The following is a 15722-nucleotide window of genomic DNA, read 5'->3' as shown; positions in this document are numbered from 1 at the left end:
ATTACCTATTTTGGTAAACGTGATAGCTTTTCAGCAATTGTTCTATAAAACTCTTGAATGCTAGAAAAACCTAACGAGTCTGAAACACTTAACCCTACCATGTCGAGATGGTCCCAATTCGCTTTCGTTTCGATATGATTCCATTTTCCAACCTGTAATGACTCATTATTATTTACAGCAACATTAGAAGATGGTGCAATCATGGAATTTGTATTTACTACACCATCATTTTGCCACCAAGAAGTATCAACTAACGGACGGTTTTCTTCATATCTCGCATAAGAACCTAAGAAAAACGCATTCCCCATCAACACTTTATTCATCGTTATATGAGGTAAATGTAAACCTGTTATAGGTGCTGCTTGTGATGCATGTCCACTATAGGATAAGTAATACACATCCGGTTGTGTCTTTACCCAATTATTTAACTCCTTTGCACCATCTGTACTTAAATCCCATTGACTTATATCTTTTGTATTTTTCCAAAGTGAACTATTTAGAATACGATTACTATATTGGAAAAAGGACTCTCCAGCATTCTTCTTTATACCCCATTGATCCAATTTGAAATCATATAACGATAAATTATTGTTTCCTCCGAAGCTTGCAGTTGTAATGAGTAAATCTTTAACGAACGGTAGCAGAAGACTCCCATCCGCAAGTGTTGTACCGTTGTGAGGGGTTGCTAATGTTGTAACACTATGAACATATGATTTTCCGCCTTCAAATAGTGGTGATATTTTGGTGTTTGGGTGATTTTTCACATAATTCTTTTCTTCAAAACTACCTTCTTTTAATAGCTGTACTAATGTTCTAATCGTTTGTCCACCCATGCTATGTCCAACTAAATGAACTTTATTTGTTTCAGTCCAATTCGGTGCAAAACCACTATAAGTTCTGCCAAAACGATTATGTCCATGTTTCTCAGCATGTACGGCACCATAGTCTACTGTCCCACCGTTAATTTGTGCATACAATTCACATGCACGATCCCAGTTACTAGAAACAGGTCCAACAGCAGCGGTATGTACCGTATAACCATTTCGTTTCAAATCTTCCTGTATATCATGAACACCACCCCAATATTTTACGCCCAGCATTTCTTCCCTACCCCATCCAGCAAATCCATTCACCAATATGATAGGATAATTATTTTGTTGCCTTTCTTCAGCGTATGATATTTTCGCTGCGAATGAACATACCGTCACTAATGCGAAAAAACATATTTTTAAAAATAACTTCCCCATACTTTCTCCCCCTAATAAAACGTTTACATTTTTCTTTTCGAAAAATTAACAGAATAATTTAACAACTTAAACATAATGTAAAGTATTTTATATACGTTGTATATATAGAAAACATATACAAATGTTGATAAATATTAATTCAAGTAAATATTTACTTTTTACAATATAACTTGTAAATCTATTTATTTAGATTTATAATTAGATATAGTTTCCTCATGTTAAAAAGATTTAAAAACCATAAGAAAACTAATCTCATTGCTTGAAAAGGAGGAAAAATCATGCAAATCGGATCAAATATTCATACATTATCTCAACCTACTAAAATAACTCCATCTACTCTTGAGCATAATACTATCTCTTCTACTAAACTTGAAAGTAAGAAAGTAAATGATCCTATCAAGTTTGATATTCGTTCATCTGAAAAAGAAATGAAACAGCCTGAGCATAAATTTAATGAATTAGATTTATGGAAGATGTTAAAGGATAAAGGCGTTCCTTTATGGATCATCCTTGAAATGCTACAAAAGGCTCGTAAAGAAAAAGAAGCCCAAAATAATTCAGTTCAAAATTCAAATGGGATTGAGGAAACAAACGAGACTCGATTAAATGAAGTAATGTAAAGCATAATAATTGATTTGTCTATAAACTAAAAAGAGTTCGAAGCTGATGAAATTTTTATCAACTCCGAACTCTTTTTTAAGGTTTTTCGCCAATCGTTACAAATTGAAAAGATACTTCTCCTTCCAAACCTTTAATTAGCTTTTTTACTTTGACATTTTCATTAACCATTGTATTATCTGTCGACATTTTAGGTCTTTCATCACCTAGAGATTTCTTTAATTGAAGAAGGTGCATTTTCGTTTCATTTGCTTTTATTTCCTTATATACGCTATTTTTTGCTACAATCACATACGATTGCGTTGGATATTTACGAGTGTTTCCTATCCAAGTGTCACTATCGTATGTAACAGGAATCTCATTTCCTTCTATTTTAATACTTTTCATAGTCTTTTCGTCTTCATTTGTAAACAATAGTGATCCTTCTTTTGGGAATTTTGGTAACGTATCTAAAATATAATTGGAGCCATTACCTCGTTTATGAAAAATTTTTTCTTTAATCAGTGCTAGTGCTGTAGATTCATTTAAAATTAATACATGTCCATTTCCAACTTCACCTTTTTTCACAGAAAACACTTCATTTTCTTTCGTAATTTCCTGATAACGATTAATAATTGGTGAAATATTATTTTCATCTCCAATAATTAATACACCGTTTGCAGGAAATGAGTTATCCTTTTTAGAGCATGAACTAAAGCTTATTAAAAGTATTATAGTTAACATAAAAATAGTTAAAGTTCTTTTCATCACGGTTCCTTTCATAATTCATATCATTTTTTACATGCTTTTCTGTAATTTTATTAGTTGATATCCTTTATTGCTCCATAGTCTTATAAAGCTTTTGTAGGTAACGCCAACGAGTAATAAAGAAATATAAAACTTGTATACATATAAATGAAATTAAAATAAAAATCGAGCTATTTAAAATAGAAAAACTAACTAATTGTTGCAGTGCCGTATACGCTACTACAGTATGAATCACCGCAACAGCAATCGGTAAGAAGAACATTAATAATAACTGTCTCGTTACAACTTTTTTTAACTCTTGTTTACTTAATCCCATTTTCGAAATCATTTTATATTGTTGTTGATCACGGTCCAAATCAGTGTATAATCGGAAATAAATAAAACTAGCAGCAAATGTAAAGAAAACGATTCCGACTAAAACACTTGCCATAAGTAATAAACCATTCTTTTGCTTTGCCTCCAACAAGTTTAATGTTAAAGCTTCAAAGTAGAAATCACTGTCCCTAAGATCTTTATCGAATATACTTTTTAATTGATTTGAAATCTCTTTCGTTCTTATCCAATCATCTACAACAAATCCGTAAGTACGATGTTGAATATCTTCATCCTCTGGATTACTCGTCAGAGGAATTTCATCATACACATGATCTTGAACAGCAATATAAATACTACTAGAATCATGTGGTAAAACTAAATTCTCTACAGTTTTCTTCACACGAAATGTCTTTGTCCAATCTCCTTGAATGACTTCAATATTTTTTTTATAGTCACCATTTTTAAATTCTTGCTTTTGTGACACCCTCCCAGGGATTAGTAAAATTTCATCTTCTTTTTCAATCGTTTCATGTTGGTACCCGAGTGCTCTCGTAAGTTCATTATATTCACTTAATTTCAATACATTTACGTTACTTTCTGTAAATTTACTTGAAGATGAAGCCATTCGATACGGAATATTTGCATCCAAGAGATGTTTTTTTATAATAGAGAGATGTTTATCTACCAATTTGTTATTTTCAGAGCTTTCATACAGAAATGTATATGGGTTTGTCATCCACACTAAATTTCTATTACCAATAGCAGCTGTTGTACCAATAGCTGTAAATGCAACTGCTGAAATAATAGATACAATAAAAAACATCGTTGCATTATCTTTCATACGGTAAATTAATTCAGAAAACGTTAATATATTTGTTCTTTTTAAAAAGAAAGATTCTCTCCTTTTAGCAAGATGTAATATATAAACGCTACACTGTGTATATAAAAAGTACGTTCCTATAATTACTAGTAAGACACCCATTCCGAGTGTAGTAAAGCTGGAACTTGAAATAAAGCGAAATACTGAGAAATATCCATATCCTATACTAATTAAAGAAAGCAGTGATAATAAAATTGAAGATTTCGGTTCAGGTTTTGGCTTTTCCTCTGCTCGAATAAGTTCCACAAGTTCCGTTACTTTTATCATTTTAAATGTAAATAATGAAACAATTAAAAACAAGAAAAGAAATGTAATAACTGTTAATAATACAGCTCGGACTGGTATATAAAAAGGCAAACCATTATTAATCATTAATACACTTGCGCTTATCAATAAAACTAGTTTAGAAAATATGAGTCCAATGAAAATCCCTATACAAATTGAACCAAGTCCAATCAACATATTTTCAATTAATAATAATTTCTTAAACTGTCTCATTGACATACCTTGCATCATTAATATGCCAAATTCTTTCTTACGAGTTTTTAAAAATGAACTAACTGAATATAGAATAAAGAAAAATGAAAATACAAAAATCAAACCTTGCGAAATTGTAAATCCCATCGTACCATATGCACTCATTGTTGCACTTGTTGATTTTAATTCCCCTTGTAAATCAGGATGAAATAATAAAAGAGCATATGTAAAGAAAACCATAATAGAAAATGTACTACTTAAAAAATGGGCAGCATATGTACGCTTATTACGAAAAATATTATTAAATGCGAACTGACGAAAAGTCATGCCTTTTCCCTCCTAACAAAGAAAGAACATCCATAATCTTTTGATAAAAGGCTTGTCTGCTTTCACCACAATAAATTTCGTTATAAAGTTGACCATCTTTAATAAATACTACTCTACTGCAAAAGCTCGCTGCATACGGATCATGTGTAACTAACATCATCGTTGCTTTTTCTTCTTTATTTAGAGTATCAAGCATCTCCATTACATCATTTGAAGATTTAGAGTCCAAGTTCCCTGTTGGTTCATCTGCAAGTAATAATTGCGGCTTATGAACGATCGCACGAGCGATTGCTGTTCTTTGAGCTTGTCCCCCTGATATTTCAAACGTTCTTTTATTCAAGATATCTGTAATACTTAACTTTTCTGCAATCTCTTCCAATCGCTTGTTCATTTCTTGCACGGAAACACCATCTAAAGTCATCGGCAATACGATGTTTTCTTTTACAGTAAGTGTGCTAAGAAGATTAAATGATTGAAATACAAATCCTAATTGTTTCCTGCGGAATAACGCTAATTCTTCTGATGATAATTGAAAAGGATTTGTACCATTTATTAAAATTTCTCCCGATGATGGAGAATCAATAGTAGATACCATATTTAATAACGTTGTTTTTCCACTACCTGACGGGCCCATAATTCCTACAAATTCACCTTCTTGAATTGATAAATCAATATCTACTAATGCTTTATAAGGTACTTTCCCTTTATATACTTTACTAATACTATTTGCCTGCAAAATTTCCATTTATATTCTCCCTTCATTTCCACTGCTCACTATAGAGTGTAAATGAATTGTCTTACAGCTCATATTGATTCATCTTTCATTTATCTTACACGCTTGTAAGATTTCTAAAAAAACTGATAACAAATCTATTTTCAATCTATAAACAAAGCATATCTACCTTATAATATTTGCATATTGGTTTGAATTACAATGCTATTTTCTAATCTTTATTTTATTAATATAAAAAGACCGATTTTTTATCGGTCTTTTTACTTTCAAATATTATATTTTAACTGTTGTATGTAGTTGAAGCATATTTGAGTTACCCATTAAATACTATTTCACTTTATAATAACCTCTGCAAAAAAATGAGCGCTTCGGTTTCATTGCAATCAAAAACGAATTGTAAATATCTGAGGCGGAAATGAATGTGTTTATCCAACATATAAATAATAAAATTGATTTAATATTTCCTGATACAAAGAACGACATCATAGCAGGAACTACTGATAATACAATAATAGGCAAGCTCATAAAGACCCAAAATCTCTTTTTGGATAAGACTGCATTTGTATTTAGCCCAAAAAATCTTTTACTAAATGTTAAGCTAATATCCCCTTTTTTACTTATTACTAAAATGTGTATACATTCGTGAATGATGAAGACTAAGATACCTATTATGATAAGATAAAATATATTAATATGAGTGAAACCTGTTTCAAAGAAATAAGGTATTAGAAAAATAATTATCTGGAGTATATATACAAACTTCATATAATGTTTTCGGTACCAATTATTCTGTATAAAAGGAGTCCATTCTGAATAAACCATACTTATTTGTGGTAAGTGACGAAACCAAATTATAATATGTGTTCCCCTCCCTCATTTAAACTAATTCCTGACTTAAAGATTTAATCTACTAGTACCAACCGTAAGTTTTATATGTAACTCTTTAATAGACTTACCAGCAATTTTTGTTGACTAAGACTAAATGCTTCTTTATACCGCCCACTTTTCTTTTCCCTTCCATTTTTTAAGTAATTGATTTGTAGAATGATTTGAGTAAGAAATTTGTATTATCATTGATACATAAATTCGACAAAATATTCCAATCCCCTTTTCATAAATGATTTTCAACTCGATATCCCACGTACAGCTTGATCTTCCTATTTTGTTGAAAAGCAATTCCATCAAGAAATCGTACCTTTCATATGTTAGCAGGTATAAAGTGAAACATTAATCAGTGGGGGTTTTGTTCATCACCCACTGATTATCAGCCATCACTATTCGGGGGCTTACTGCCCGACAAATAGCGGGATAAAATGAATATAAAAAAGCTTAGAGTTTTAGCTCTAAGCTTTTAATGATCTCGTTTTAATTCCTTTTACAGAGAAATATTTTTTATCCATTCAGATTTACTCAATACATAATGATTATATAGTTGATTTTCTATCTTCTGTTCACTCAAATAAGTAAACCCGCATTTTTTAATAACTTTATTTGATGGTGCATTGTTAATTAAAGCAATTGCGTTGAGGACAATTAAATTTGTTTCTTTAAACAAATAGTCAATTAAACCTTTAGTCGCTTTTGTAGCATAGCCATGATTTTGATGTTCATTTGAGATAGCATACATTATCTCTCTGTTTGGTGAAGGGAGTTCTTCTTTCATGCCTGTGCAGCACCATCCAATGCATTCATTTGTAGCTTCCTTAAATATTCCTAGCTTTAACATATGATTATCTATGTTGTTCGTAGTTTTCACTGTCTCAAGAAATGCTTTGTTTGCTGGTATTTCGTAATTTGCAATCCAATCCATCCTTTGTTCTTTTGTTGATTTCCAGTCTGGTAAAAACTTTTCTATTTCCGGTTGATTTGCTATTTTATAAATACTCTCTGCATCTTTGACCATAAACTCTTGCAAGTATATATCTCCACAATCTATTCTAAATAACTTAGTTGAACTCTCTTCTCCCATGTTAATCCCCCTTACTTACGTTATAGCGCCTTTATCTGCTTCGTAAGTTCTATAAATCGTTCATCAAGTTCTTTATATTCTTTGTCGTTAGAAGTTAAAAAGCTTAATTTACCTAATACTTCTTGTCTCTCTGTTTCTAACGTTAAACGTAGCTCTTCAATCTCATCTCTTGTTTTAGTAGGTTCTTCTAGCTGCTTTTGTATCGTATTGTTTGAAAACACGAGTTTTATGTTAGTGGTTTTCTCCAGAAAATATCGATCGTGAGATACAATTACTAATGTTCCGTTATACTCAGCTAATGTATTTTCAAGTTGTTCACGTGAAGGTAGATCCAAGTGATTCGTCGGTTCGTCTAAAATGAGTACATCTTTTTCATCTAAAATATAAGCCATTAGCTTACATTTTACTCTTTCTCCCATACTCATATGCTCAATCGGCTCTTTCCATTGAGACGCTTGGAATCCTAAATGTTTCATTAAATTTTGGACTTTTCCCCTTTCTTCAAACGTCTCTTTAAAAAATAAATTTTCCGGTGTTTTATCAAGCGGTAAATCAAAAACTTCTTGTGTTAAATAGCCGATGTTTGCAGAAGGTGAAATCCATATTTCTCCTTCTGCAGTTTCGTTTCCCATAATCATCTTCAGTAATGTTGTTTTCCCACTACCGTTTGGTCCAACAATCGCAACTTTCTCACCGTGCTGAATTGTAAAATTAACGTTTTCAAATAATACTTTCCCATGAAAGTCTTTTTTTAATTGCTTCACTTCTAAAAAGCGTTTTCCTATTTTTTTGTTCGCTTGAATAGAAAACTCAACTGAATATTCTTCTTTCACACGTTCTACTTTCGTTTTCTCCAGCTCTTTTTCGAGTCGTTTTCGTTTTGACTTCACTTGTGCATCCATTCGCTTCGCTTTTACACGATAGAATTCTTTCACTCCTTCTTGTTTTGTAGACTGCGCGTGTGCCTTTTGTGACCATGAACTCAATTCTTTTATATGTGTTTCTACTTGTTCTATCTTTTTTTGCTGCTTTTCATATTCACGCTGCTGCGACTTCCTTCTTTGCTCACGTACTTTCATGTAGCTCGTATAATTACCACTATGCTCAATTAAATTTTTGTCCTCAATTGACCATATTTTAGTTGCGACAACATCTAAAAAATATCGGTCATGCGATACAACGATAACAGTACCTTTCATATTTTTTATTTGTTTAATGAGAAATCCCGTACTGATCTCATCTAAATGATTTGTCGGTTCGTCTAATATTAAGACATTAGGATTTTCGGCAAATCCTTTTGCTAATCGAATTTTCAGCTTTTCACCACCACTTAAAGTATGAAAATCGTTCGTTGGCACGCCCCATTTCGCAAGAAGTTCTGCTTCTTGCGAAATCACATCATTACTAATAAAAGATTCTATTTCTTGCTCAACATATGCGGTTGTCATATTTATTTGCTGCCATTCAACAATCCCTTTTGAAGGCTCAATCTTTCCATTTATTAATTGAAGTAACGTTGATTTACCAGCACCATTTTTACCAATTAATCCGATAACATCCCCTTGTTTCACTGCTACATTCATTTTTTCTAACAAAGTATTTTCCTTTATTTCAACATAAACATCATTTAATTTTAAAATTTCTTTCATATTACCGATCCCTTTCATTAAGGGAGAACAAAAAAATCCTCCCAAAGTAATTTTGGCAGGATTAGTCGTTACATTATTTATACCCAAATAAGCTATTACGCAAATCAAATAGCAATACCGTTGTTTGGAATTGGGCAGACTAATCCTATTTTTTAGAAATTGAAATTTATTGAATTTCAACATTTAAAAATAAGATTAGTTAATCATCGTCCACCCATCATTCCTTTCCGTCATTAATAACCATATTGTACCATACTAGTACTGTATGAGTAAATGCAATTATTTGTGCTGTTAAAAAGATTGCTTTCTTTTAGGCTTATTTATCATTTCTTAGCTCCATATTGAACAAGCACAATGTAATACGTCCTTTAGATTTCCCCAGTAGTAAACTTCTAAGCACTCTCTCTTATATAAAGTGAAACTTTAATCAGTGGGGGTTTTCTTCATCCCCCACTGATTATTAGTTGAACCAATCGGACTTTTATGGGCAGTTGATCCCCCACCTAATTTCTTTGCTTTCGCTGAATTTTGAGCTGGGGGGCTTACTGCCCATTAAAGCGGGATAAATTTTATATAAAAACAAAATGTTATTCATTACCCAATAACCACTTATTGTTTTTCGATAAATTTTTATTGATTATTACCTTGTAATAAGCTATTATATCTTTACAGAAAATAATAATGTAAGGATTGAATTTATGGACAGGACATTAAAAATCACAAAGTTAAATATGTTTTTAAGGATTTTTCTCATCCCGATTATAGTAGGGATAATTGTTGGTATACTAACTAAATTTGGACAAAGTATACTTCCTGGACATTGGAATTCATTAGCTAATCTAGGAAGCGTTTGGTTAGTTCCATCCTTTTTTGTGGCTAGCTTTAGTTATTCTAAGCGTTCAGCTATACTTTCTGGTATCCTTGCACTACTCGGTATGGTATTAGGCTACTATGGTTATGCAATAGTTATTAAAAATGTAGCTCACTCTATTTATTTTATATCTGTATGGATTGTATGTGCATGTATAGGAGGAACTATCTTTGGAATTGCAGGTTTTCTATGGAAAGATACTACAAATCCACTTCATAAATTCGGAAGCGCACTTTTAAGTGGAGTTTTTGTAACGGATGGACTTCACATTCTTTTAAATTTTGAACACTATAGTCACATGTTACCTGTTGGATATACCGAAGTCATAGTCGGGATTATCTTGATTCTTGTATTAGAACGCTCTAATGCTAATCGAATTTCTTCTTTCTTAATGATGGTTCCTATCACTATTTTAGGATTAATTGGATATAAATTATTAAGTTTGTTTACTTAATTAAAATTCATGAAGCTAGCTCTTTCAAAGGGCGAGCTTTTTTCTTACAAAAAACTATTTAAATATTAATAAATTATTAAAAACCTCTCATTTAACAGCCTTATTTATTATTGTGTCATTACACATACTTACACGACCTTTTATTAGAATCATACCAGTCTTTTATATCATTTTATTTAATCCATATAAAGTAAGGCTAAAAAACTTATTTCAAAAGTTCTTTAGCCTGAGTCATTTTTACACATTTAAAATTTAATACGTACAACGGTACCTTTACCAACTTCTGAATGGATTTCTACACTATGTCCTAATTGCTTCGTAATTTCATATACGAGATATAGCCCCATTCCAGTTGATTCTTTAAAATCTCTACCATTTTCTCCTGTAAAGAAAGGTTTAAACACTCTTGGTAAATCTTGCTTCGGTATTCCTACACCATTATCAGCAATTTCAAGTATAACATTATTACCTTCCTTACAAGCTTTCACTTTAATCTTCTCTCTACTACCAGATGAATATTTAATCGCATTCGATAGTATTTGTCCGATTAAAAATTGTAACCATTTCACATCACTTTCTACAGTAATATCCTTATCAATTTCAAGCTCTGGATATACAAAATTCCGGATAAAGAATCGTTTATGTTCATGTACCGAATCATTCACTATTTTATGTAGTTGTACTCTTTCTACATAAAAGTCTTGTGTAAACGCTTCTAAACGTGCGACATACAGAGCCATTTCTAATCCCTTTTTTAATCGATCAGTTTCCTCATTTATACTTTCAAAACGTGAATCTACTTCATCCTGTGTAATTAATTCTATTACAGATAAAGGTGTTTTCATTTGATGGATCCACTGATTCATAAAGGTTAAATGGTCATTATTTTTTCTCTCTTGCATTTGCAGCTGATTTTGATAATGTCTATATTGCACCTCAAGTAATTCTTGAAGAGCAGCCGATACAGCTGCAAAATCAGATTTTTGAACAGATTCATCCAAAGATTGCATGGGGTTTGCTAAGCGCTCATAAAAAGAACGATGTGTAAAATAACGAAACATTAAATAACTTCCCATAAAGAAAACACCTAGAAACATTGCATATAACGCCGTTGTAATATGATTATGCCCATCAAACCAATATACGAGAAATATAGCTAGTAGTTGAATTATGGTAAAGCAAATAAGTGGTATATGATCACGTATAAACAACCTTATCATTTTTCTATACCATTATCCCAAGTAATATGAAATCTATATCCAACACTACGAATTGTTTCAATCGCACCTTCTATATGCAACATTTGTAACTTTTTACGCACACGTGTTGTATTTACACTTAATGTATTATCATCAACATAAGATTCACTATCCCATAATTTATTAAGTAACACTTCTCTACTCACAACACGCGGATAATTTTTCATTAATGTCTCTAATAAAATAGCTTCGTTTCTCGTTATATCAATCTCGTCATTTCTAAGTTTCAATACAAGTCTTTCAGGATATAAACAAAGGCCATGTTGCTCAATCATTCGCTCTTCTAGTTTCGGTGCATAATCTCCATATGCACGTCTTAAATGACTACGAATTTTCGCCACTACAACTTCATAATGAAAAGGCTTCGGAATAAAATCATCGCCACCGTTTTCTAACGCCATAACTTGATCCATCGTGCCTTCACGGGCCGAAATGAATAGTATCGGACATGTTGAAACTCCGCGAATTTGACGACACCAAAAGTACCCATCAAAACTCGGTAAATTAATATCTAATAAAACTAACTCTGGTTGTTCTTCTAAAAAAATGTTTAATACATTTTGAAAGTCCGATACAATAACTCCTTGATAACCATATTTCGCAACATGTGTCGATAATAGTTCTGCAATTTTCATATCGTCTTCTACAATCATAATTTTGACCATTATTGAACTCCTTTTTAATCCGCAATCTCAAATATACTTATATAGAATAAATACTACCTCTTTTCACAAAATCCGTAAATTAAAAAAGGATGCTTTTATACAAAAGTATCCTTTTTCGTCCCTTATCTATTTAATATGAAATTTACTAAAAATAAATCCTAGTTTCTCCACATAATCCATTCCTAGTTCCATACGCGCTGTTTTCAGCGGATCCACAACTTGGCAAACTTTTAAATTACCTGCTGCCGATAATAAAAGCGTTGCATCAGCTTTAGACATTGCTAATTCTTCATGTAAAAATGTCACCATATTATGTACAGCACGATTTGCTGCATCATCTAACAATTTCTCTGAAGCAATCGTCATCATTTTTTCTTTTTGAATAGCCATTGGTAATGGCCATTGTTTTCCTTTTATAATTTGAACTGTTACCGTTACCTCACCAGCAACCTCTACACCACTAACACCAATTTCACCATCACCCATTGCTGCGTGTAAATCACCTAATGCTAATAGTGCTCCTGGGACATTAACTGGTAGTAGTAATGTTGTTCCTTCTTTAATTTCTTTACAGTCCATATTCCCGCCGTGATCATGCGGTGTGCCACATGAAATGCTCTCTTCTTTCGGTGCAGTACCAATTACCCCAATCATTGGATTAATCGGGATTTGTAGTTCACTTGAAAACAAAACATATTCATTATGTATTGGGACAATTTTCACTGTATTTTCATTTAACTCATCACCCATTACACCAAGGTTTGCACCTGTAGTTAAAACGCCCTGCTCTGCAATTTCAATTTTTTCAATCGTTACGACTAATATATCGCCAGGTTCTGCTCCTTTAACATATACAGGTCCAGTCGCTGGATTAATTCGGTTCCAATCTAATTCTTGAAACACAACATCTTCAGAATCGATTTGATTTTCAAAGCAATCATATGTTTCAAATACAAGACTGCTCCCAATTTCTACTTCCATACACGGCTTATTTTCTGGTGACATTGAGTAAATGATATGGTCTTTATGAATTCGATACATAATACCTCTCCCTTTTATATTTATCTACTATTACTAATTAGCTTTTTTTATACAAGCTCCTCTTAAAATTAAATGTTATTTTTAAGTAAAAAAGCACGCAGATTGTTTTATAACATACACTCTTTACTATAACAGAAAGGTGGTATCACTATGCCCCTTATTCCATACAACGAAAGTGATGTTGATTTACTAGCTCGATTAATTCGTGCTGAAGCTGAAGGCGAAGGTCGCCAAGGTGAGGAGTTAGTTGGATGCGTTGTAGTAAACCGTGTATTTTGTGATTGCTTAGATTTTAAACAACTCCGTACCGTACGAGACGCTGTATATCAAAGCCCCGGCGGATTTGAAGCAGTACAATATGGATATTTTTATCAACGCGCTCGTGAATCAGAAAAAGAAATCGCACGAAAAGTTTTACAAGGTCAATGGCGCTGGCCTGCACGATGGGCTCTTTGGTATTTCCGTCCAGTTGGAGCTTGTCCACCTGAATGGTATAATCAGCCATTTGTAGGACAGTTTAAAAGCCATTGTTTTTATGAACCAAGTGGTGATGAATGTCCGAAAATGTATTCACGATAGTAAAATTTGCAACGCAAGTACTTAGAAATTTTGGTACTTACGTTGCTTTTAACTGTGTTTTAGAAATCTAATAGTGTGATGAATTTTTCTATGCCTACTACATGTATTAATAATGGTATACGAGGACCATTTGATTGATTCATAATGAGCTTATATATAATAGTGAATAATTGTTTTTGATTTTCTTTCATTATTTTTTTATTTTCATGATAACAAATCGCATATAATTGCTCCATTAAGTTAGAGTAATCTTTAATAGAACGAAGTATTTTACAAACTTCTACTAGCCATTCTTTCTGCCTTTCATCTAATGTGTAGTAAAACTCAGCATTTTTCTCCTGATTTACCGCGATTAATTTTTCAGATTGAAAGTTTCTTATCCAATACTCTGCGCGATTACTTATCACTCTCATTTCATCTAATGCATAACTCCTATCTATTTTCTTTAATATCCCCTGTAAAATAGTTGAATCAAAATTTAATAATGGTAACGTTCCTGCTACTTGATTAAATCTCGGATATTCTTTAAACACGCTATCAACTATAGATAGTTTAATTGCATCAAATAAATCTTCATTTTTGAGCATTTTATTTTCATAACTATCTTTCAATCGTTCATATTCTGTATAATTGCGAATCACATCTTCATCCAACCCAATATGAAAAGCAGCGCCTGGTTTGTATTTTGCAAACATAAAGAGAATTACTTCTGGTATATACACTTTCAATAAATCGCTTGGTGTAATACTATTCCCTGAAGAACTAGACATTTTTTCATGATTCCCTTTAATACCAATGAAATCGTAAGCAACGTAATGAGGCGCTTCACAATTGAATATTTTCCTTGCAATTTCTTTTGATACATTATAACTACCCGTTTCTGATGAATGATCTCTACCGCCCGGTTCAAATACAACATCCTCTATCATCCATCTCATCGGCCAATCGATTTTCCAATTCAATTTCATTTTATTTGTATTTAATACGGATAACTCTTTTTCATTTCCGCATTCACATTCATACCGGACTATTTTTAATACTTCATTAAAATGTGTAATAGTTGTTGTATCTTTTCCGCACCTCTCACAATATAATGTAGCTGGATAAAAGCTCTCTCGCTCTTTTTCACTACACTCTCCAGTTTTAAAATCCATTAAAATATCATATATTTCTTTTCGTTTATACAAAGCCTCTAAAATATTTTCATTATACCTTCCACTTCTATATTCATCATGTTGATAAATAAATTCTACTTCAATTCCAAATGCTTGAAGCGATTTTTCAAACTCTTTTTCAAAATGCTCCGCATACGAGTTATGACATCCATACGGATCTGGAATATCACAGTATGGCATACCAATATACTTTGCAAAAGATGGATCAATATTTTTTGGAACTTTTCTAAACCTATCATAATCATCCCACGAAAATATAAAACGAGTCTTTTTCCCTAAATCTTGAAGTGCTCTTACTACGAAATAAGTCGTTACGATTTCACGAAAGTTCCCAATATGAACAGAACCTGACGGACTAATTCCAGATGCACAAACAAACGTTTCTTTATTTGGATGTTTCCTAATTAATTCATGTGCTACTTCATACGCCCAATGCATATATTACTCACCTCAATTATTTTTTGTTTCTCATTTCCAGTTTTATGCAACAAAAAAACTCCCACCCCCAAGATTATTCATCTTGAGGACGAGAGTTGTTAGCTTCGCGGTACCACCTCAGTTTGTTAATATGTCACCATATTAACCTCTTCAGGTACGGCAAAATATGCTTATACCCTATCTCTATAACGGGAGAACCCGTCGCACCATCCCTAAATAAATTAGTTCCTTGCGCAGCTCCAAGTCTTTTTTCATTAAGATGTATACCGCTCTTTCTC

Annotated in this window: 14 protein-coding genes and 1 other annotated feature (1 of these 15 cut by a window edge); of the genes, 3 read left to right on the top strand and 11 right to left on the bottom strand. The window is 32.3% G+C overall.

The genetic code is table 11. From position 1 onward, the window contains the following. Positions 1–5: 5 nt before the first annotated feature. On the bottom strand, positions 6–1247 hold the full coding sequence (locus tag ACS2FK_RS17220; protein WP_000517062.1) for an esterase/lipase family protein: 1242 nt from the start codon (positions 1245–1247) through the stop codon (positions 6–8). 278 nt (positions 1248–1525) lie between these two features. Between ACS2FK_RS17220 and ACS2FK_RS17215 the strand changes: the two genes are divergently transcribed. Next, positions 1526–1867, top strand: a complete 342-nt coding sequence (locus ACS2FK_RS17215) for a DUF3914 domain-containing protein (RefSeq protein WP_048657145.1) — start codon at positions 1526–1528, stop codon at positions 1865–1867. A gap of 76 nt (positions 1868–1943) precedes the next feature. Here ACS2FK_RS17215 and ACS2FK_RS17210 read toward each other — a convergent pair whose 3' ends face one another. The 6 genes from ACS2FK_RS17210 to abc-f form a co-directional block, all read right to left on the bottom strand. Next, the gene (locus ACS2FK_RS17210) at positions 1944–2612 is read right to left on the bottom strand and encodes a lipoprotein BA_5634 family protein (RefSeq protein WP_063547372.1); all 669 of its coding nucleotides are present in this window, start codon (positions 2610–2612) and stop codon (positions 1944–1946) included. A 67-nt stretch (positions 2613–2679) separates the two neighbouring features. Continuing rightward, complete coding sequence (locus tag ACS2FK_RS17205) at positions 2680–4611, bottom strand: ABC transporter permease (protein ID WP_000144179.1); 1932 nt, start codon at positions 4609–4611, stop codon at positions 2680–2682. Then, positions 4586–5356, bottom strand: a complete 771-nt coding sequence (locus tag ACS2FK_RS17200; protein ID WP_063547371.1) for an ABC transporter ATP-binding protein — start codon at positions 5354–5356, stop codon at positions 4586–4588. The genes ACS2FK_RS17205 and ACS2FK_RS17200 overlap by 26 nt, the downstream gene beginning before the upstream one ends. Before the next feature lie 315 nt (positions 5357–5671). Further along, the gene (locus ACS2FK_RS17195) at positions 5672–6166 is read right to left on the bottom strand and encodes a DUF3267 domain-containing protein (protein WP_080469805.1); all 495 of its coding nucleotides are present in this window, start codon (positions 6164–6166) and stop codon (positions 5672–5674) included. 553 nt (positions 6167–6719) lie between these two features. Continuing rightward, positions 6720–7313 (bottom strand): GNAT family N-acetyltransferase, encoded by a 594-nt coding sequence (locus ACS2FK_RS17190; protein WP_063547369.1) that lies wholly within the window; start codon positions 7311–7313, stop codon positions 6720–6722. Positions 7314–7333: 20 nt separating this feature from the next. After that, positions 7334–8962: a ribosomal protection-like ABC-F family protein gene (gene abc-f / locus ACS2FK_RS17185; RefSeq protein ID WP_063549316.1), complete on the bottom strand. Its 1629-nt coding sequence runs from the start codon at positions 8960–8962 to the stop codon at positions 7334–7336. A gap of 698 nt (positions 8963–9660) precedes the next feature. Between abc-f and ACS2FK_RS17180 the strand changes: the two genes are divergently transcribed. Further along, positions 9661–10287 carry a DUF6518 family protein gene (locus ACS2FK_RS17180; RefSeq protein WP_063547368.1) on the top strand — a complete coding sequence of 209 codons (627 nt, stop codon included), beginning with the start codon at positions 9661–9663 and terminating at the stop codon, positions 10285–10287. 245 nt (positions 10288–10532) lie between these two features. Here the strand turns inward: ACS2FK_RS17180 and ACS2FK_RS17175 are convergent, their stop codons facing one another. The 3 genes from ACS2FK_RS17175 to ACS2FK_RS17165 all read right to left on the bottom strand — a co-directional run bounded on the left by ACS2FK_RS17175 (position 10533) and on the right by ACS2FK_RS17165 (position 13252). Then, positions 10533–11507 (bottom strand): sensor histidine kinase, encoded by a 975-nt coding sequence (locus tag ACS2FK_RS17175; protein ID WP_063547367.1) that lies wholly within the window; start codon positions 11505–11507, stop codon positions 10533–10535. After that, positions 11504–12211: a response regulator transcription factor gene (locus tag ACS2FK_RS17170; protein ID WP_000238993.1), complete on the bottom strand. Its 708-nt coding sequence runs from the start codon at positions 12209–12211 to the stop codon at positions 11504–11506. Before ACS2FK_RS17170 ends, ACS2FK_RS17175 begins: the two co-directional genes overlap by 4 nt. Before the next feature lie 126 nt (positions 12212–12337). Then, positions 12338–13252: an acetamidase/formamidase family protein gene (locus ACS2FK_RS17165; protein ID WP_063547366.1), complete on the bottom strand. Its 915-nt coding sequence runs from the start codon at positions 13250–13252 to the stop codon at positions 12338–12340. A gap of 150 nt (positions 13253–13402) precedes the next feature. Between ACS2FK_RS17165 and ACS2FK_RS17160 the strand changes: the two genes are divergently transcribed. Beyond that, complete coding sequence (locus ACS2FK_RS17160) at positions 13403–13831, top strand: cell wall hydrolase (protein WP_001128402.1); 429 nt, start codon at positions 13403–13405, stop codon at positions 13829–13831. A 59-nt stretch (positions 13832–13890) separates the two neighbouring features. On the opposite strand, the gene lysS is transcribed toward ACS2FK_RS17160, so the two are convergent. Beyond that, on the bottom strand, positions 13891–15444 hold the full coding sequence (gene lysS / locus ACS2FK_RS17155; protein ID WP_063547365.1) for a lysine--tRNA ligase: 1554 nt from the start codon (positions 15442–15444) through the stop codon (positions 13891–13893). Between the two features lie 81 nt (positions 15445–15525). After that, positions 15526–15722: a binding site (T-box leader), on the bottom strand; it runs 60 nt beyond the window's last position.

The sequence above is a fragment of the Bacillus cereus group sp. BceL220 genome (assembly GCF_051776965.1).
GTDB classification, from domain to species: Bacteria; Bacillota; Bacilli; order Bacillales; family Bacillaceae_G; genus Bacillus_A; species Bacillus_A cereus.
Note: the sequence above shows the minus strand (reverse complement) of the source record. Positions and strands in the feature narration are given on the sequence as shown.